General features: G+C 70.7%; 17 protein-coding genes. 6 read left to right on the plus strand and 11 right to left on the minus strand.

Annotated elements, in window-relative coordinates; translation table 11 throughout:
• Window position 1: 1 nt before the first annotated feature.
• The 3 genes from OG538_RS01820 to OG538_RS01830 form a co-directional block, all read right to left on the minus strand.
• A complete protein-coding gene (locus tag OG538_RS01820) occupies window positions 2-562 on the minus strand; it encodes a YceI family protein (RefSeq protein ID WP_406089434.1) in 561 nt (186 codons plus the stop codon).
• 74 nt (window positions 563-636) lie between these two features.
• A complete protein-coding gene (locus OG538_RS01825) occupies window positions 637-1,800 on the minus strand; it encodes an RNA polymerase sigma factor (RefSeq protein WP_406099947.1) in 1,164 nt (387 codons plus the stop codon).
• Window positions 1,797-2,168: a YciI family protein gene (locus OG538_RS01830; protein ID WP_406089436.1), complete on the minus strand. Its 372-nt coding sequence runs from the start codon at window positions 2,166-2,168 to the stop codon at window positions 1,797-1,799. The genes OG538_RS01825 and OG538_RS01830 overlap by 4 nt, the downstream gene beginning before the upstream one ends.
• Before the next feature lie 185 nt (window positions 2,169-2,353).
• On the opposite strand from OG538_RS01830, the gene OG538_RS01835 reads away from it, so the two are divergent.
• The 3 genes from OG538_RS01835 to OG538_RS01845 all read left to right on the plus strand — a co-directional run bounded on the left by OG538_RS01835 (window position 2,354) and on the right by OG538_RS01845 (window position 6,264).
• A complete protein-coding gene (locus tag OG538_RS01835; RefSeq protein ID WP_406089438.1) occupies window positions 2,354-3,805 on the plus strand; it encodes a Gfo/Idh/MocA family protein in 1,452 nt (483 codons plus the stop codon).
• A gap of 26 nt (window positions 3,806-3,831) precedes the next feature.
• Window positions 3,832-4,833, plus strand: a complete 1,002-nt coding sequence (locus OG538_RS01840) for an NEW3 domain-containing protein (protein WP_406089440.1) — start codon at window positions 3,832-3,834, stop codon at window positions 4,831-4,833.
• 231 nt (window positions 4,834-5,064) lie between these two features.
• Window positions 5,065-6,264, plus strand: a complete 1,200-nt coding sequence (locus OG538_RS01845) for a cytochrome P450 (RefSeq protein ID WP_406099949.1) — start codon at window positions 5,065-5,067, stop codon at window positions 6,262-6,264.
• A gap of 55 nt (window positions 6,265-6,319) precedes the next feature.
• Here OG538_RS01845 and gap read toward each other — a convergent pair whose 3' ends face one another.
• The 3 genes from gap to OG538_RS01860 form a co-directional block, all read right to left on the minus strand.
• A complete protein-coding gene (gene gap / locus OG538_RS01850; protein ID WP_406089442.1) occupies window positions 6,320-7,318 on the minus strand; it encodes a type I glyceraldehyde-3-phosphate dehydrogenase in 999 nt (332 codons plus the stop codon).
• 112 nt (window positions 7,319-7,430) lie between these two features.
• A complete protein-coding gene (locus tag OG538_RS01855) occupies window positions 7,431-8,387 on the minus strand; it encodes a GlxA family transcriptional regulator (RefSeq protein ID WP_406089444.1) in 957 nt (318 codons plus the stop codon).
• Between the two features lie 71 nt (window positions 8,388-8,458).
• Window positions 8,459-9,871 (minus strand): aminopeptidase P family protein, encoded by a 1,413-nt coding sequence (locus OG538_RS01860; protein WP_406089446.1) that lies wholly within the window; start codon window positions 9,869-9,871, stop codon window positions 8,459-8,461.
• A 199-nt stretch (window positions 9,872-10,070) separates the two neighbouring features.
• Between OG538_RS01860 and OG538_RS01865 the strand changes: the two genes are divergently transcribed.
• Window positions 10,071-11,054 (plus strand): LuxR family transcriptional regulator, encoded by a 984-nt coding sequence (locus tag OG538_RS01865; protein ID WP_406089448.1) that lies wholly within the window; start codon window positions 10,071-10,073, stop codon window positions 11,052-11,054.
• Between the two features lie 36 nt (window positions 11,055-11,090).
• Here the strand turns inward: OG538_RS01865 and OG538_RS01870 are convergent, their stop codons facing one another.
• Window positions 11,091-12,905, minus strand: coding sequence for an ABC transporter ATP-binding protein (locus OG538_RS01870; protein ID WP_406089450.1), 1,815 nt, complete (start codon window positions 12,903-12,905; stop codon window positions 11,091-11,093).
• A gap of 491 nt (window positions 12,906-13,396) precedes the next feature.
• Here OG538_RS01870 and OG538_RS01875 point away from each other — a divergent pair, with 491 nt between their 5' ends.
• Window positions 13,397-13,684 carry a DUF1905 domain-containing protein gene (locus OG538_RS01875; protein WP_406089452.1) on the plus strand — a complete coding sequence of 96 codons (288 nt, stop codon included), beginning with the start codon at window positions 13,397-13,399 and terminating at the stop codon, window positions 13,682-13,684.
• Between the two features lie 249 nt (window positions 13,685-13,933).
• On the opposite strand, the gene OG538_RS01880 is transcribed toward OG538_RS01875, so the two are convergent.
• Together OG538_RS01880 and OG538_RS01885 are read right to left on the minus strand one after the other, a co-directional pair.
• Entirely contained in the window at window positions 13,934-15,382 is a 1,449-nt protein-coding gene (locus OG538_RS01880) for an MFS transporter (protein WP_406099951.1), read from the minus strand.
• A 50-nt stretch (window positions 15,383-15,432) separates the two neighbouring features.
• The gene (locus OG538_RS01885; RefSeq protein ID WP_406089454.1) at window positions 15,433-16,074 is read right to left on the minus strand and encodes a TetR/AcrR family transcriptional regulator; all 642 of its coding nucleotides are present in this window, start codon (window positions 16,072-16,074) and stop codon (window positions 15,433-15,435) included.
• A 127-nt stretch (window positions 16,075-16,201) separates the two neighbouring features.
• Between OG538_RS01885 and OG538_RS01890 the strand changes: the two genes are divergently transcribed.
• Window positions 16,202-16,768 (plus strand): DinB family protein, encoded by a 567-nt coding sequence (locus OG538_RS01890; protein WP_406089456.1) that lies wholly within the window; start codon window positions 16,202-16,204, stop codon window positions 16,766-16,768.
• Window positions 16,769-16,900: 132 nt separating this feature from the next.
• Here the strand turns inward: OG538_RS01890 and OG538_RS01895 are convergent, their stop codons facing one another.
• Window positions 16,901-17,167: a CDGSH iron-sulfur domain-containing protein gene (locus tag OG538_RS01895; protein ID WP_406089458.1), complete on the minus strand. Its 267-nt coding sequence runs from the start codon at window positions 17,165-17,167 to the stop codon at window positions 16,901-16,903.
• A complete protein-coding gene (locus OG538_RS01900) occupies window positions 17,151-17,831 on the minus strand; it encodes a HemK2/MTQ2 family protein methyltransferase (RefSeq protein ID WP_406089459.1) in 681 nt (226 codons plus the stop codon). Before OG538_RS01900 ends, OG538_RS01895 begins: the two co-directional genes overlap by 17 nt.
• Window positions 17,832-18,035: the final 204 nt, after the last annotated feature.

Here is an 18,035-nt window from a genome sequence, read left to right on the forward strand (position 1 = left end):
GTCAGTGGTGGAGGACGGCTTGGATCGCCAGGCTGATCGACACCTTGTTGCCGACCAGGACACCGCCGCCGTCCGTCCTGGCGGTGATCCCGAAGTCGCGCCGGTCGATCTGCGCGGTCGCGGTGAAGGCGGCCCGCCGGCCGCCGGCCGGGCCCGGGCCAAAGCCGTTCACGTCGACGGCCAGGGACACCTTCCGGGTGACGCCGTGCAGGCTCAGCTCGCCGTCCACGGTCCATCCGCCGTCATCGCGCGGGCGGATGCCGGTGGAGCGATAGCCCATCGCCGGGTGGCTCTCCGCGTCGAGGTAGTCGGCGGAGCGCAGATGGGTGTCCCGCTTGTCGTTGCCGGTGTCGATGGACGCGACGTCGATCGACGCGGTCAGCGCCGAACCCTGCGGTTCCTCGCTCGTGGCGAGCGTGATGGAGCAGCCGGTGAACCGGCCGTGCACCGTGCCGACCGTGAGGAAGCGGACAGAGAAGGCGACCTCGCAGTCCTCCGGGCCGGCCTTCCAGGTACCGGCCTGATAGCCGGGAATCGTTGCGGTCGCTGGGGCGGAGCTCATGACGTCCTCCATGGATCGGGGTGGTCCCTCACACCCGGACGACGAATGGGACTCCGCCCGGGGGACAACCCGGATCAGGATTCTTCGAGCCGCCGGTTCAGGAAGCGGCGCTCAGGTGTCGAGGTGGCCAGTTCGGCGGCCCGGCGGTAGGCGGCCCGGGCCTCGTCCGTCCGGCCGAGGCGCCGCAGCAGTTCGCCACGCGTCGAGTGGTAGTAGAGGTAGCCGTCGAGGTCGAGGCCGTCGACGGCGCGCAGTGCCGCGTCGGGGTGGCCGGCCTGGGCGAGTGCTGCGGCGTGGTTGAGCTCGACGACCGGGGACCCGGTGAGTGCCACGAGCAGGCGGTAGAGTGCGGCGATCCGTGGCCAGTCGACCGGCTGCCGTGTCTGCATCGACGCGATCACCGCCTGTACGACATAGGCGCCTCGCCCGCCGAGTGCGAAGGCCCGATCGAGCACCGCCCGGCCGGCGGCGATCTGCCGCATGTCCCACAACGACCGGTCCTGGTCGTCGAGCAGCACCAGATCCTCGCCGGCGAAGCGGGCGTCCCGCCGGGCGTGGTGGATCATCATCAGCGCCAGCAGCCCGTGCGCCTCCGGCTCGTCCGGCATGAGACCGCAGAGCACCCGCCCCAGGCGGATGGCTTCGGCGCCGAGGTCGACCCGGCCCCGGTAGCCCTCGTTGTAGATCAGGTAGAGGACGGCCAGGACAGCATCGAGCCGGTCGGGCAACAGATGCGCTCCGGGCACGGCGAACGGGATTCCGGTCGCCTTGATCTTCGCCTTGGCGCGTGACAGACGCCGCTTCATGGTCTCCTCGGAGACCACGAAGGCCCGGGCGATCTCGGCGGTCTCCAGACCTCCGAGGGCCCGCAGGGTGAGCGCGACCTGTCCCTCCGGCGGCAGCGCCGGATGGCAGCAGGTGAAGATCAGCTCCAGGCGTTCGTCCTTGATCAGGGTGTCGTCGAACTCGTCCACGGCGGCCTCCGGTGCGGGCAGGAGGTGGATCTTCTCGGCCAGGGTGCGCTCCCGGCGGATGCGGTCGATCGCCCGGTTGCGGGCCGTCGTCACCAGCCAGGCGCCCGGCCTGTCCGGCATGCCGGACGTCGGCCAGCGCTCGGCCGCGATCGTGAAGGCCTCCTGGGTGGCGTCCTCGGCCTTGTCGAAGTCACCGAGATACCCGACGAGTGCGGCGAGCACCCGGCCCCACTCCTCCCGGAAGACCTCCTCCAGCGCGCTCAGTGCCGTCCCACCGGCCGGATCTCCACCATGCCGCCGTACCGGGCGGCCGGAATGCGCGACGCCACCTCGATCGCCTCGTCCAGATCCGCCGCCTCGATCAGGCAGACACCGCCGAGCACCTCCTTGGTGTCCGCGAAGGGGCCGTCCGTCACCAGCGTCCGGCCACCGGCGACGCGTACACCCGTCGTCATGTGGACGGGCTGCAACTGCGCCGCCGCGACGCACCGCGTGTCCTCGGCGAGCGTCAGGTACTCGGCATAGGCCGCCTCGCGTTCCGCGTCCGACAGCGCTTCCTCCTGGTCGGGCGCCGCGTAGATCAGCAGGGCGTACTGCATCGCATCCTCCGGGGTGAGTGGGCTCTCACCCACACGACGAACGAGCAGCAGCGTAGGGGACAGGGCTCGTGCATGCGCGCGGAACGTCCGGCGACGCACCCGTGCTCGCTCATGCTCGAAAACTGGCAGTCTTGAACAACTCTTGACATGCCATCGTCACTCCCGCGAGAGTCGTCCTCGCCCGTGATGCCCGGTCGCGCAGCAAGGAGTGTTGTCGCATGCCTGAAATCCCCGCAGTCTCACGCCGTCTGGTCCTGGGAGGAACGCTGGCAACGGGGGCGCTCGCCGTCGGGATCGGATCGGCCGCACCCGCTTCGGCATCCCCCGGTTCCACCGCAGCCTCCACACTCACCTCGGCAGCCGCTCCCCGGCGGCGAGCGGGGCAGAAATCAATGGTCAACGTTCCCTTCGAGCCTCACACGACGGTCCGGGTCGGTGTGATCGGGCTCGGCAACCGGGGCTCCGGGATGACCACGGGCTGGTCGGTCATCCCCGGCTGCGTCGTGACCGCGGTCTGCGACATCCGCGCCGACCGCGCCAAGCGCACCGCCGACCGGCTGGTGACGGCCGGAAAGCCGCGCCCCGCGGAGTTCGGCGGTTCCGCCGACAGCTATGCCGAGATGCTCAAGCGCGACGACATCGACCTGGTCTACATAGCGACGCCCTGGGAGTTCCATTACGAGCAGGGCAAGGCCTCGCTCCTGGCCGGCAAGCACGTGGTCGTCGAGCTGCCCATCGCGACCGAGCTCGACGAGCTCTGGGACCTCGTGGACACCTCGGAGCGAACCCGCAAGAACCTGATGCTGTCCGAGAACTGCAGTTACGGCCGCAATGAGCTGGCCATGCTCAAGATGGGCCACGAGGGCGTGTTCGGCGACCTCACCAACGGTCACGGCGGCTACCTCCACGACCTGCGCTCCCTGCTGTTCTCCGACACCTACTACACCGACTCCTGGCGCCGTCTGTGGCACACCCGCTCCACCGCGTCCTTCTACGCCATGCACGGTCTGGCCCCCATCGCCGCCGCGATGGACATCAACCGCGGCGACCGGATGACCACGCTGACGGCCACCGCGACGGCGCCCAAGGGGCTCGCGGACTACCGCGAGCGCTTCATGCCGAAGTCGCACCCGTCCTGGAACGAGACGTACATCAACGGCGACCTCGTCACCTGCCAGATACGAACGGCGAACGGCCGGACGATCCGGGCCGAACACGCGGTGAGCGCGCCCCGCCCGTACAGCCGGATCAACTCGCTCGTCGGCAGCCGCGGCATCTTCGAGGACTACGCCGGAACCTCGTCGACCGACGCACGCGTCTACTTCGAGCCGGACCACAGCGGTGACACCTGGCGGGACTTCGAGACGTATCGCAAGGAGTTCGACCACTGGCTGTGGAAGAAGATCGGTGACGACGCCGAGAACAACGGCGGTCACGGCGGCATGGACTACGTCCTGCAGTGGCGCACCGTCCAGCTGATGCGGGCCGGGCTGGTCCCCGACATCGACGTGTACGACTCCGCCTCGTGGTGCGCGCCGGTCCCGCTGAGCGTCATGTCCCTCGCCGCCAAGGGGCGTCCGGTGGAGATCCCGGACTTCACCCGTGGCTCCTGGGTCAACCTGCGCATGGGACTCGACTCGCGCACCACCGAGATGCCCCCCGTCGCCTGATGACCTCCCTCTCCAAGGAGCACGCCATGAGATCGGCCCGACTGATCAACCCGCTCAGAGCCGCCGCCGTGGCGGCAGTGGTCCTGCTCGTTCCCGCGCAGGCCGCCTCGGCAGCACCCGCACCTCCGGCCGCGGCCGCCGAATCGCAGACCGCGGTGACCGTCTCGCCCGTGGACCTCGACGGGCCGGTCATCTCGACGGTGGAGGTCACGGTGAAGAACTCCGCGCCGCAGCGCCTGCGTTCACTCAAGGTGTCCTTCGCCGGGCCCGTCGGGTGGGCGGTACAGCCTTCCGTCCAGAGCGTTTCCGGTTCCTTCGCGACAGGCACCTCGGCCTCCGCGACGTTCCGGATCCAGGTGCCGGAGAAGCGGTCCGGCTTCGTGGTCCGTACGTTCACGGCGATCGCGACGTACCAGGGAGGCGACGGCCTCGGCACGGCCACCGGCACCCGGACCGACCGCTCCGGATCGCCGCAGGCGAACCTCGCGGCGGCGTACAACGGGGTGGCGATCACCGACGAGTCCGCGACCACGGCCGGAGACTACGACGGCGAGGGCAACAGCTTCTCGGCGCAGAAGCTCGCCGCGGTCGGTTTGACTCCCGGAGCGAAGGTCGACGCGCTGGGCGCCACCCTGACGTGGCCGGACGTGCCGGCGGGCACGAAGGACAACGTGGCGAGTGCCGGGCAGGCCGTCACACTGAGCGGCAAGGGGTCCAAGCTGGTGTTCCTCGGCTCCGGAGTCGGCAGCGGCGCCACGGGCAAGGCCACCGTGTTCTACACCGACGGTACGTCCGCCACGGGGTCGTTCGGCTTCCCCAACTGGTCGTTCGACCCTGCCGACGCCCATGGCGCGACGCTGGTCAGGTCGACGGACGGCCGCAACCGTCCCGACGGGTACGGCAACGCCACAGTGCAGTACCGCGTGTTCGCCCACTCGATCCCGCTGGATCCGTCCAGGACCGTGGACTTCGTGGTCCTGCCGGCGAACGGGAACGTCCACCTCTTCGACATGGCGATCGCTTCCTGACTCCCCACGCCGTCCGGCATCTCTCCCGGGCCCGTCGCCCTGTGCGGCGGGCCCGGTCATGTTTTCCGCCGGTCCCGTCGACCACGCCTCTGCATACTCTGTCTGTCGCAAGGAAGTTCGGCGTGCCCCGCAGGCTCCTCCTCCGTGGCTCCGCGCATCATCCACCCGACCGACTGGAGAACCCTGTTGAACACACCACCGGTGGACTCCGCAGCAGGTGCACCGCACCGCATGGACCCGGCAGGCGGCTGCCCGCACGCGGCCAATGCCAGGCTGCTGACCCGGGGGGCCGTCACCTCGGTGATCCTCCCGGGCGAGGTGGAGGGCATGGCGGTCCTGGGTCATGACGCGCTGAAGGAATTCCTCTCGCACCCCGATGTCGCCAAGAACGCCCGTCACTTCACGGCGCTCCGGACGGGCACGATCGCCGACGGCTGGCCATTGAAGACGTTCGCCACGGTGCCGGGGATGACCACCGCCGACGGGGCCGACCACCGGCGCCTGCGGTCCCTGATGAGCAAGGCGTTCACGGCGCGGCGGGTCGAGGAACTCCGGCCACGCGTCCTGGCGTTGACGACATCGCTCCTGGACGGCCTCGAAGACGCGGCTGTCGACGGTGTCGTCGATCTGCGTGCGCGCTTCGCGCTGCCGTTGCCGATGGGCGTCATCTGCGAACTGCTGGGCGTGGATGAGGAGCAGCAGGACCGGCTGCACCAGCTGTCCAACCGGATCGTCTCGACGGACATCGCCCCCGCCGAGGCGATGGCGGCCAACAAGGAGATGGTGGAGGTGCTGGGCACGCTCGCCGCCACCCGGGCGGAGTGTCCCGGGGACGATCTCACCAGCGCGCTGACAGCGGCCCGTGAGGAGGACGGTGACCGGCTCGGCCCGCACGAACTGATCGGCACCCTGATGCTCACGATCATCGCCGGGCACGAGACGACGCTCAACCTGATCACCAACGCGGTCCGTGCCCTGTGCGCCCACCGGGACCAACTCGCCCTGGTCCGATCGGGCGGAGCGACCTGGGCGGACGTGGTCGAGGAGACGCTCCGCTGGGACAGCCCGGTGAGCTACTTCCCGTTCCGCTACCCGACCGCCGACCTGACGCTCGACGGGACGGTGATCCCCAAGGGGACTCCGGTGCTTGCGGGCTATTCCGCGGCAGGCCGCGACACAAAGGCCCACGGCCCCGACGCCGAACGCTTCGACATCACCCGCGAAGGCGGCGCCCGGCACCTCTCGCTCGGACACGGCGCGCACTACTGCATGGGCGCGCCACTGGCCCGGATGGAAGCCACTCTCGCGCTCGAGCAGTTGTTCGCGCGCTTCCCCGGCCTCGATCTCGCCGTCCCGGAAGCCGACTTGCCACGACACGCCTCCTTCATCGGCAATGGCGTGGACAGGCTGCCCGTGCGACTGCACGGCTGAGGCAGGGTCACCCGGGGGCGGCACTCGGCAGCCGCCCCCGTGGGCCCGCGGCCGGTCAGCCGTTGGCGAGGAGCTGGAGCGTGTCGATGACACGGTTCGAGAAGCCCCACTCGTTGTCGTACCAGGCGACGACCTTGATGTGCCGGCCCTCGACCCGCGTCAGCTCCGAGTCGAAGATCGACGAGGCCGGGTTGCCCGTGATGTCGGACGAGACGAGTGCGTCCTCGGAGTACTCCAGGACCCCGGCGAGCGGCCCGTCCGCCGCGGCGCGGTAGGCCGCCAGCACGTCCTCACGCGAGACGTCGCGGGCCACGGTGGTGTTGAGCTCGACGATCGAGCCCACCGGCACGGGCACGCGGATCGAGTCGCCCGACAGCTTGCCTGCGAGGTTGGGCAGCACCAGGCCGATCGCCTTGGCGGCGCCGGTCGTGGTCGGCACGATGTTCACACCTGCGGCGCGGGCGCGGCGGGCGTCACGGTGCGGGCCGTCCTGCAGGTTCTGCTCCTGCGTGTAGGCGTGCACCGTCGTCATGAAACCGTGCTCGATACCGGCGAGTTCGTCGAGCACCTGGGCCAGCGGCGCAAGGGCGTTGGTCGTGCACGAGGCGTTCGAGACGATCGTGTGCAGGGCCGGGTCGTACGCGTCGGTGTTGACGCCGAACGCGAGCGTGACGTCGGCGCCGTCGGACGGCGCACTGACGAGCACCTTCTTCGCGCCCGCGTCGATGTGGGCGCGGGCGGCCTTCGCCGACGTGAAGCGGCCGGTGGCCTCCAGCACGATGTCGACCTCCAGCTCGGCCCACGGCAGTTTCGCCGGCTCGCGCTCGGCGACCACCTTGATACGGCGGCCGTCGACGACGAGGACGTCTCCGTCGAGTGTCACCGGGCGGCCCAGCCGGCCGGAGGTCGAGTCGAAGGCGAGCAGCCGCGCCAGAGCGGCGGGCTCGGTGAGGTCGTTGACGGCGACGACCTCGAGGCCGCTGTCGCGCTCCAGCAGTGCGCGCAGCACGTTGCGTCCGATGCGGCCGAATCCGTTGATGGCGATGCGAGTCATGTGGTGTCCCTTCGTCCCTGCGGTACGCCACCAAGGTTCGCTCGCCGCACCCCCGTCGTGGCAGCGGCGTGAGCGCCACGGTTCGAAAGGATCGCGCCACCGGATGCCCGGGCTACTCGGCTCTGGCGAAGGTGCGCCGGTACTCGCTCGGTGTGGTGCCGAGAATGCGCTGGAAGTGGAGCCGCAGATTGGTCCCCGTACCGAGCCCCGTCTCGGCTGCGATCTGCTCGATGCTCTGCTCCGACCGCTCCAGCAGCTCACGGGCCACATCGATGCGGGCCCGCATGACCCACTGCATCGGGGTGTAGCCGGTGTCCTCGACGAAGCGCCGCGACAGTGTGCGCGGTGAGACCGCCGCGTGCCGGGCGAGCGCGTCGAGGGTGAGCGGCTCACCGAGGCGGTGCAGCGCCCACTCGCGGGTGGCGGCGAACCGTTCGCCGAGCGGTTCGGGCACGCTGCGCGGCACGTACTGCGCCTGACCGCCACTGCGGTAGGGCGCCGCCACCAGCCGCCTGGCGGCGTGGTTGGCCGCCGCCACGCCGAGGTCGCCGCGCAGGACGTGCAGGCACAGGTCGATGCCGGAGGCGGCCCCTGCCGAGGTCAGGACGCTGCCCTCGTCCACGAACAGCACGTTCTCGTCGACCCGGACGAGAGGGTGCTTGGCCGCGAGTGCCCGCGCGTAGTGCCAGTGCGTCGTCGCACGCCTGCCGTCGAGCAGGCCCGTGGCGGCGAGCGCGAAGGCCCCGGTGGAGATGGCCGCGAGCCGGGCGCCCCGGTCGTGAGCGGCGACGAGCGCGTCGACGACGGCCTGCGGCGGGTCGTCGCGGTCCGGGAAGCGGTAGCCGGGGATGAAGACGATGTCGGCCCACTCCAGTGCGTCGAGGCCGTCGGCGACGTGGTAGGACAGCCCGTCACCACCCGTCACGAGGCCGGGAGCCGCGCCGCACACCCGTACCTCGTACGGCATGCTCGCGCGGGTCGTGAACACCTGCGCGGGGATCCCGACATCGAGCGGTTTCGCGCCCTCCAGGACGAGGACGGCGGTGCGGTGAAGACGGGAGGCTGACACGGGACACAGGGTACGAGGGGCCCGGCCGCTCCGGGGAACAGCTCCGTCGGAGCAGCCGGGTCGTGCCGTGCTCAGCCCGCGAACCGGGCCATCCACGCCTCGACGTCGTCGCCCGAGCGCGGCAGGCCCGCCGACAGGTTCTCGTGACCGTCGTCGGTCACGAGCAGGTCGTCCTCGATCCGGACACCGATGCCGCGCCACTCCTCGGGGACGGTGAGGTCGTCGGGCTGGAAGTACAGACCGGGCTCGACGGTGAGCACCATGCCCGGCTCCAGGGTGCCGCCCACGTACTCCTCATGCCGTGCCAGCGCACAGTCATGGACGTCCAGACCGAGCATGTGGCCGGTCCCCGCCATGGTGAAGCGGCGCTGCAGACCGAGTTCGTACGCACGGTCGGCCGGGCCCTCGATGAAGCCCCACTCGACGAGCCTGACGGCGAGGTGGCGTTGCGCCGCCTCGTGGAAGTCGCGGTACGCGGCGCCCGGCTTCACGGCGGCCATGCCGGCCTCCTGGGCCTCGTACACGGCGTCGTAGACCTTGCGCTGCACGGGAGTGAACGTACCGCTGATCGGCAGCGTGCGGGTGACGTCGGCGGTGTAGAGGGTGTGCGTCTCCACGCCGGCATCGAACAGGAGGAGTTCGCCGGGGCGCACCGGGCCGTCGTTGTCCGTCCAGTGCATGATCGTGGCGTGGTCGCCCGCGGCGCAGATGGTGCCGTAGCCCACGGAGTTGCCCTCCAGACGCGCGCGCCGCAGGAACGTGCCCTCGATCCAGCGCTCGGACGACGCGACCGCTCCGGAGAGCTCGCCGACCGCGTCGGTGAACCCGCGCACGGTGGAGTCGACCGCCTTGCGGAGTTCGCCGATCTCCCAGTCGTCCTTGACGAGGCGGAGGTCGCCGAGCGCTTCTTCGAGGTCGCTGTCGCGCTCCTCGTCGGTGCTGACGGCGGCCTCCAGGGACGGGTCGACACCGCGCACGATCCGGGTCGGCACGCCGGCTGCGGCCGCCAGGTCCACGGCTGCCGTGCGGACGTCGCGGCAGGGCAGTCCGAGCACGCGTTCCGACTCGGCGAGGGAAGGGCGCCGGCCCATCCAGAGCTCCGCCGTCGGACCGGTCCAGAACTCGTCGTTGTCCCTGCTGTCCCGGGGCAGCTGGAAGCAGTAGGCGTCGTGACCGCCGTCCGGGCGCGGTTCGAGGACGAGTGCGCCGTCCCGGGCCCGGTCGCCCGTCATGTGTACGTACCCGGAGTACGGACGGAAGGGATAGGTGTCGTCGTTCGACCGGACCTTGAGGTTGCCTGAGGGGATCACGAGGCGTTCGCCGGGGAAGCGCGCGGAGAGCGCGTCGCGGCGGCGGGCCGCGTACGGCGCCTGCTCGTCGGGCGGCAGATCATGCTGCTCGGTGTCGGCCCACCCGGTCCGCATCAGGGCGGACAGTTCCTCGGAGATCCCTGAGTAGAGACCGTTCTTTCGGCCTTTCGCCACGTCATGCTCCTTCTTGGGGTACTTCGGGAGGGTTCCTTGGTGGCGGGAGCCGGAGGGAGACCTCCGGACGCGCGCCCTCGCCGCCGCCGGCCGCCGGCAGATTTCGGACGGTATCCCGCAGGACGGGCGCGCGGCGCCCAGGACCGCCATTGGCACAGATCGGCCAAAGCAAGGGGTAGGGCCGTCGATAATGACGGGTATGACGAACGTGAGACTCGGGGAAGCCCTTCGGCTTCTGGGCATCGACCGGACGGCGGGCGAGGTCTATCTGGCGCTGCTGGAGCTGGCCCCCGCCCCGCTGGACGCGATCGGATCAGCGGCCGGCCTCGACCGTTCGGAGCTCGCCACGGCGTACGCGGCCCTCGTGGACGCCGGTCTGGCCAGTGCCGCCGAGGAGGGCGACGAGGTCGTGGCCCCGGTCCCGCCCGCCGCGGGGCTGGAGATCCTGGCCCGGCACCGGGCGGCCGAGGTCGAGGAGTCACGCATCGCGGTCGGGGGTGCGTTCGAGTCGTTCCGGCGGCAGCGGCTCGCCGCGTACAACGACCATCTCGTCGAGGTCGTGACCGGTGACGCCGTCGGCCCCAGGATCCGTCAGGCCTGGGCGAGTGCCCGCAGCCAGATCCGGCAGTTCGAGTCGCCCCCGTACTTCCCGCTGCCCGGGGCGACGGACGACGCGCTGGCCACCCTCGCCCGAGGGGTGACGCAGCGCGTCGTGTACTCGCGGGAGTCACTGGAGCATCCGGGTCACCTGAGGGACGTCATCGAACCCTGCGTCAAGGCCGGCGAGCAGGCCAGGGTACTGCCCTCGGTACCGGTCAAACTCGTGATCATCGACGACGCGTACGCGCTCGTTTCGTTGTCGATCATAGAGGCGGACGTGCACAACACGATGCTGGTCGTGCAGCCGTGCGGTCTGCTCTCGGCGCTCGTGGCCCTGTTCGAGCAGTCCTGGCAGAACGCCCTGCCGTTCCACGGTGCCGCCACCCGGCCGGGCGGTCTGCCACCCGGCGACCGCCGGCTCCTGTGGCTCCTCGCCGGGGGCGCGAGCGACGACGTGATCGCCCGCGAGATGGGCATCAGCCGGCGGACGCTGTTCCGCCGCCTGTCGATCCTGATGGCGCGGCTGGGCGCCGCGAACCGCTTCCAGATGGCCTTGCAGGCGCAGCGCTCGGGGTGGCTGTGAGCGGGCGCGGCCCGGTCCCGGCCGTGCCCGCCCAGATCAGATGAGGTCGGCCTGCGGCTGGGCCGGATCGTCGAGGAAGCCACCGGACTGGTGCTGCCACAGCTTCGCGTAGGCCCCGTCCGAGGCGAGCAGTTCGTGGTGCGTACCCTGCTCGATGATCCGGCCGCGGTCCAGGACCACGAGCCGGTCCATGGTGGCGACCGTACTCAGCCGGTGTGCCACCACGAGCGCCGTCCGCCCGTCCATGAGCCGCCACAGCGCCTCCTGGACGAGGATCTCGCTCTCCGAGTCCAGAGCGCTGGTCGCCTCGTCGAGCAGCAGGATCGGGGCGTCACGCAGGATCGCCCTGGCGAGGGCGACACGCTGGCGCTGCCCGCCGGACAGTTTCACACCCCGCTCCCCCACCATCGTGTCGAAGCCTTCAGGGAGTGCGTCGGCGAACTCCGTCACGTGAGCGGCCTTGGCCGCGCGACGGATCTCGGCGTCGGAGGCGTCGGGCCGGGCGAACGCGATGTTGTCCCGCAGCGTGCGGTGGAACATCGCCGGGTCCTGCGGTACGTACGCGATCATGCCGCGCACGTCGGCCTGGCGCAGTCTGCTGATGTCCTGACCGCCGATCAGAATCCGCCCGCCGTCGATGTCCGACATCCGCAGCAGCAGCCGGCTGAGCGTGGTCTTGCCGCCCCCGGACCGGCCGACCAGGCCGATCTTCGCCCCACTGTGCACGGACAGGTCGAGTGACTCGAAGAGCGGTGGCGCCCCCGTGTGGGCGAACGTCACCTGCTCGAAGCGGACATCGGCGTCCCGGGAGAGCAGCGGCTCCGGCGACTCCGGATCGCGCAGGGCGGGCGGCGTCAGCAGCAGTTCGGTGAACTGCGCGGCCTCCGTCATCGAGCTCTCCAGCCGCCGGTAGATCTGGTTGAACTCGAACATGATCCGGGTCGCGTTGGAGTAGTACATGAAGGCGACGACGACCGCCTCCACGCCGTTCCCGCCCCCGCCGAGAGCCACCGCGAGCAGCAGCCCCAGGGCATTGGTCAGCACGGACAAGGGCGCGACCAGTGTGTCGATGCGGAGGTTGCCGTAGTCCCAGGAGCGCAATGTGAGCCGCCGCGACTCCGCGACGCGCGAGCGGTGCTCGGCGGCCTCCCGCTGCTCGGCGGCGAACGCCCGGACCGTGTCCATGTTCATCAGGCTGTCGGCGACGTGGCCGGACACCCTGGCGATGGCCTCCTCGCGCTCCCCGACGAGGGCCTGGCGGCGACGGATGAGGGGGGCCACGCACAGTGCCGTGATCAGGATCATCGTCAACAGGGCGACGACGAGCAGTGGTTCGTAGCGCCACAGCACCACCGATCCGAAGATCAGCGGTACGAAGCTGCCCACGACGGAGAACGTCAGTGTGTCGACGAACTCCTCGAAGCGAGAGGCGAAGCTGAGGACCCTCTTGGTGAGCGACCCGGCGAAGTTGTCGTGGAAGAACGAGGCGTCCTTCGCGTACAGCTCGTCCATGCCCTGCACGTAGAGGTGCTCGATGCCCAGGGCGTCGAGGCGGTTCAGGAAGTGCAGTCCGATGCGCCAGAACGTCTCGGCGAGCAACAGCACGCCGGCGAAGCCGAGGACGTAGGGAAGCATCGAGCCGATCGACGTGTCGTTGTCTCCGGCGATACGGCCGACGAGCTTCGCGACGACCAGCGGCGCGACGTAGTTGATGCCGATGTTGCCCAGTGCGGGCAGCAGCATCGCAGGCAACGTCAGCCGTTTTCGGCGGGTCAACTCCCGTCCGTAGTAACGAAGTGCGAGGAGCACGGAGCCCCTGCCCGGGGGTTCGTGCGATTCAGGCGATCCCATATCAACCCTGTGTGGTCGTGCGGCCGGCCGCCACGTGCTGCGACGGGGAGAGGCGCGTGCCTCACCGGCCGCGCGGAGTTTCGGTCTTGGGGTGGAAAGCCCTCGCCGGGGTGGTCCGGCGACACACGGCAGCGCGGCGGTGCGTCGGGGTGAGTACGAGCAGGGGTCGGGCGAGGGCTTCCAGTGTCCCGCCCCGGCACCGGCCGAGTCCAAGCGTTTTTCCCGACCGGCCGCCCACCGATGATTTCCCGGCCCGGCCTCGGACTCCAGTGCGAGAGACGTCGGATCGCCCCGCCGAGTGAATGCGGGGAAGTACGTCCGCCGCCCTCACCACACCGCCCCAGTGGATTCGACGACGAGTCCTCGCGCGCGGACATCGAAGCGCGCGACTTCGCCTGGGGCCCGGGCCGGATAGCCGCCGCGCACGGGCCGGTCGACGCACCCGCTGTACGCTGCCCGGGCCCGGACCGCCCCGACGAACGGATCGATCCATGCACGTCGAGTTCACCGGCCGCGTCATCGAATGGCGCGGGCCCTCACCGTTCTACTTCGCCGCGGTTCCCGAGGAACAGGCCGCCGACATCCACGAGGTGGCCGCGATGGCCACGTACGGCTGGGGCGCGGTCCCGGTCGAGGCCCGCGTCGGGGAGATCGCGTTCACCACGTCGCTCTTCCCCAGGAACGGCGGCTATCTGCTGCCGCTCAAGACCGCAGTACGCGAGCCGCAGGACCTCGCGGCGGGTGACGACGTGAGGGTGAGCATGACCGTGCGCCTCTGACGTGCCCACCCGCCGTCCGGAAAGTCGGCGCGCGCTGCCGGTGCGATCGTTCGGCTGCTCGTCCCGCCCCAGCCGTTCTCCGCCCGCTGCGGGTGCCACCCTCCGGAAGCTGGGCTCGTGGGTCGTCGAGTGCGCTCGCCTGCTCGCCGCGTTCCCATCTGGGCGCCGCGGGCCACGTACGAGTCGGCCGGCGTCATGCAGCGACCCTGAGGGCCGCGTCCCGCAACACCTGGACTTGCTGTTGGACCATCAGTTCTGTTGGCCTGCACCGAGGTTGCGCCCGTCTTCGTCTCTCCTCTCCGACGGCGAGGCCCTTCGCCCCCGGTGCGCCGGGTCCTGTGTCCTGCCGTGCCGTCGTCCCGTGTCACCAGCATGTCGCGACGGCAGGAGCCACGCGGGCAGCAGGCCGAGAGCGGCGAGAGCGGCCAGGACCAGCAGGGCGGTATCCATGGCCGGACCGGACACGGCCGGCCCCGCGCCCAGGGGCGGAGCGGTGGACGACCCCAGCGGCGTCATGCCGGCGGCGACGGCGATGCCGAGTGTCGGGCCGACGTTCATGGCGGTCTGCTTGAGCCCGCCGACGGCTCCCGCGTATCCAGGTGGCGCGTCACCGACGACGGTTCCGGTGGCGGTGACCATCACGACGGCGAAACCGGCACCGAGCGCGGCGAACGTCGCGCTCCACGTCGGCCAGGGGCTGGTGGGGCCCAGCCGGGACAGGCTCACGATAGCCAGGACCACGAGGACCTGACCGGCTGTCGCGGCGCGACGGGCACCGTACCGGCGGAGCCCCGCATGGGCGACGGGCGCCCCGAGGACCATGAGCACGGTCAGCGGGAGAACGCGCACGCCGCCGGCAAGCGGGTCCAGCCCGAGGTCGTTCTGCAGGACGAACGTGGTCACGAACAGCGCACCGAACATCCCACCGGAGGTGACCAGCAGGATGGCCATCGAGGCGACCACCGGCACCGACCGCGCCACGGCAGGCGGCACGAAGGGCTGTGCGGCACGACGTTCACGCACGACCAGGACCACTGCGAGAGCCACTACGAGAAGAAGTCCGAGGAGCGTCCGCGAGGCGGTCCACCCCCGTTCCGGTACGCCGGCCAGCGTGTGGACCAGGGCTGCGAGCTCCGCCGCGAAGAGGGCCGCGGTGATGAGGTCGATCCTCCCGCTTCCGGTCCGTGGCGGCGCCGGAACCCGCGCCGCACGAGTGAGCGCGGCGATGGTGAGGGCGACGGGAACGTTTATCAGGAACACGGCGCGCCAGCCCAGTTGCTGGACGAGGAAGCCGCCCAACAACGGTCCGCTGCCCGCCGCCACCCCGATCGCGCTGGTACGAAGGGCGACCGCCGCACCGAGCCGGTCGGGCGGGAACACGAGTCTGAGCAGTGCGAGCGTGGCCGGTTGCAGGAGTGCGCCGAACAAGCCCTGGGCGATGCGCAGGGTGATCACCCAGCCGACACCCGGCGCGACGGCGATGCCCGCCGACGCCGCCCCGAAGCCGAGCACTCCCACGCACAGGAGGCGCTGGTGCCCGTACCTGTCCCCCAGGCGCCCTGCGATGACGAGGAACGCGGCCACGGCAAGCAGGTATCCCGTGCTGGTCCACTGAACCTGCGTCACGCTCGCCCGCAGGTCACGCTGCAGGTCGGGTTGCGCCACGAGCAGCACGGTGCCGTCCAGTGCGACGATCATCGCGCCGGCGACTGCGGCCAGGAGCGCGATGCGCGGCCGTACGGCCCCGGTCACGCCCCCTCCGGACCGAGATGGGCGTCGAGCACCGCCATGACGAGTCGGTCGAGCGGTTCGGCCGGGTCGTCACCGGACACAGCCGGGGAAGCAGCCTCCAGGACGAGTTGCAGACTGCCCCACGCCCACAGCTGGGCGGTGCCGTGCAGGTTGGCCCACAGGGCCGCGGCCGTGACGGCCGGCGTCTCGAGGCTCCCGACCGCCCTGCGCTCCGCCGCGTGACACGCCACCAGCTCGACGAGGTGCGCGAACAGCGGGAGGGTCGAGTCGCGCAGCGGGGGCACGTCGGAGGGGGCCGCCTGACTGTCCAGCAGGTCATGGCGGAACATCAGCTCGAACATGCCGCGGTGCTCCGAGGCATAGCGCAGATACGTGCGCGCGAGCGCCTGCAACCGGTCCCGCGGTGATGCCTCTTCGTTCGCCGTCGCCTCGATGCGGGAGCCGAGCTCCGCGAAGCCCCGTCGCGCGATCGCGGAGAGCAGGGCGTGGTGGGTCGGGAAGTAGCGGCGGGGCGCCCCATGGGAGACACCCGCACGGCGAGCGATCTCGCGCAGTCCGAGCGACGCGGTCCCCTCCGTTGTGACGAGGTCCACGCCGACATCGATCAGCCGCTCCCGGAGGGAGCTTTCGAGTTCCATGGACAGTGTCTAACACCGCGGGGTAGACACTGTCTACTCCCCGCTCGGCGCCGGTCGTTGTGCCGGCTCCCCGCCTGCGGCAGAAAAGCAGTGGCGGGGCGGGGCCGCACGAACGACCATGACGCGCATGAGCGAGCAACCCGCACGATGGACCCGGGCCACCGTCTACCCCGACATGTGGACGGACCCTGACGACGACCCCCGCAACAGCAACGGAGGAGGGGCCGGCCCGGACGGCGAGCTTGCGACCCTGCAGGACTTCCTGCGGGACTACCGCCTGACGCTGCGGATGAAGTGCGAGGGGCTGAACCCGGAGCAGTTGGCCCGTCGGTCGGTTCCGCCGTCGACGATGTCACTGCTCGGGCTGCTGAGGCACCTGGCCGAGGTGGAGCGGGACTGGCGGAACTGGATCAGCGACGGGGATCCCCTGCCGAAGCTGTACGGCGGGAGCGACGCGGACTTCGACGGAGCTGTCGCCGATCAGACTCTGGTCGACGCGGCGTACACCGATCTGGCCCGCGAACAGGACGAGTTGGACGCCGCGCTGGCCGAGCACCCCGATCTGGGCGCGCGCCTGGGGAAGGACGGCATCGCCGTTCGGGAGCTGATGGTGCACCGGATCGACGAGTACGCCCGTCACTGCGGGCACGCCGACCTCTTGCGCGAGTGTGTCGACGGACGGGTGGGCCAGTAGTCCAGCAGCCCGAGCAGGCCCGAGGAGAGCGTGCCGCCCGGGCCCGGCTGTTCTCAGAATCCGCTGTCGGCAGGTCCTGCCGCCATACGCCGGCCGGCATCGCGACCGGGAGCGGGCCCGCACCGCCCGGGGTCAGCCCCGATCGCCGTCCGGACCGCTCCCGTGCGACGGGTCGCCGCTCTCACGGAAGCCGGTTTCGGGCGGTCGTGAGTGGCGGCGGTGGCTGGTGTCGCACCACGGGTAGATGCGGCTGCGTCGACAGGTGCACACGGCGACGACGAACCGGTCCGAGGTGGCGACCGTACCGTCCTCCTGGACGATCTCCACCGGTCCCTCGATCAGCGTCGGACCGTTGCGGTCGACGCTCATGCGCCTGGCGCGGTCAGATTCGTTCGGCACGAATGACCACCAGTTCTTCCGTGTCCTCGTCGGCGCCGATCAGACCGCGGGCACGCAGCCATGGCAACCGCTGGGTGAGGACGGGCCCGAACGGTACGTGGGAGCGTTCCCTCACCGAGCAGCGCAGACCGGTGGCGGTGAGCCGTGTCAGCGATTCCTCGATGCCGCACAGCCCGGAGTGCACCATGAGCAGCACGCCCTGCGGACGTAGCACATGGCGGGCATGGGCGCAGATCCTGTCGACGGCCTGCCGTCCGCCCTCCCCTGCGTCCCAGGCCACCGCGGACCGGTGGCTGCGGCGGGCGTGGGGAGCGGGAACGTACGGCGGATTGCTCACCACCACGTCGAAGCGGTGCCGGGCGACCGGGCCGGTGAGATCGCCGTGCAGGACCCGGACCCGTTGTCCGGCGCGTGCGGCGTTCATCCGTGCAGTGAGTACCGCCCGCCGGGAGATGTCGGTGGCCGCCACCCGGGCCCCCATCCTCGCGGCCAGCACAGCTAGCGCACCGCTTCCCGTGCAGACGTCCAGGACGTCCGTGTCAGCCGTGATCTCCTCGGCCTGGAGCGCCTGTGCCAGCAGGTAGGTGTCGGCCTGGGGCGCGTACACCCCCGGCAGGGTCCACAGCTTCCCGAGGTCGATGGGTGGTGCGGCAGCAGTCGTCATCCGGAGCCTCCACGTGGGTACGAACGGGAACAGGTCGTTGTCCGTCTCGCCAGGCGCGTGCCCACCTTTCCCAGACTCGGTGCGCCTGTGGTCCGCCGCCACTCGAGCGACGGCCCCCGGCCTCCTGCCCCATGTCCGCCCGCGCATGCAAAGACGCTGGTGACGCGACCGCGGGTTCTCTCATCTGCCCCGCTGGCGGGCATT

Origin of the sequence: Streptomyces sp. NBC_01013 (assembly GCF_045162765.1) — a bacterium.
GTDB lineage: Bacteria > Actinomycetota > Actinomycetes > Streptomycetales > Streptomycetaceae > Streptomyces.

Bases quoted from the DNA above. Each gene is read 5' to 3' on its own strand.
- OG538_RS01820 (WP_406089434.1), bottom strand. From the start codon at position 562: ATGAGCTCCGCCCCAGCGACCGCAACGATTCCCGGCTATCAGGCCGGT.
- OG538_RS01835 (WP_406089438.1), top strand. From the start codon at position 2,354: ATGCCTGAAATCCCCGCAGTCTCACGCCGTCTGGTCCTGGGAGGAACG.
- OG538_RS01840 (WP_406089440.1), top strand. From the start codon at position 3,832: ATGAGATCGGCCCGACTGATCAACCCGCTCAGAGCCGCCGCCGTGGCG.
- OG538_RS01845 (WP_406099949.1), top strand. From the start codon at position 5,065: ATGGACCCGGCAGGCGGCTGCCCGCACGCGGCCAATGCCAGGCTGCTG.
- gap (WP_406089442.1), bottom strand. From the start codon at position 7,318: ATGACTCGCATCGCCATCAACGGATTCGGCCGCATCGGACGCAACGTG.
- OG538_RS01865 (WP_406089448.1), top strand. From the start codon at position 10,071: ATGACGAACGTGAGACTCGGGGAAGCCCTTCGGCTTCTGGGCATCGAC.
- OG538_RS01870 (WP_406089450.1), bottom strand. From the start codon at position 12,905: ATGGGATCGCCTGAATCGCACGAACCCCCGGGCAGGGGCTCCGTGCTC.
- OG538_RS01875 (WP_406089452.1), top strand. From the start codon at position 13,397: ATGCACGTCGAGTTCACCGGCCGCGTCATCGAATGGCGCGGGCCCTCA.
- OG538_RS01880 (WP_406099951.1), bottom strand. From the start codon at position 15,382: ATGATCGTCGCACTGGACGGCACCGTGCTGCTCGTGGCGCAACCCGAC.
- OG538_RS01885 (WP_406089454.1), bottom strand. From the start codon at position 16,074: ATGGAACTCGAAAGCTCCCTCCGGGAGCGGCTGATCGATGTCGGCGTG.
- OG538_RS01890 (WP_406089456.1), top strand. From the start codon at position 16,202: ATGAGCGAGCAACCCGCACGATGGACCCGGGCCACCGTCTACCCCGAC.
- OG538_RS01900 (WP_406089459.1), bottom strand. From the start codon at position 17,831: ATGACGACTGCTGCCGCACCACCCATCGACCTCGGGAAGCTGTGGACC.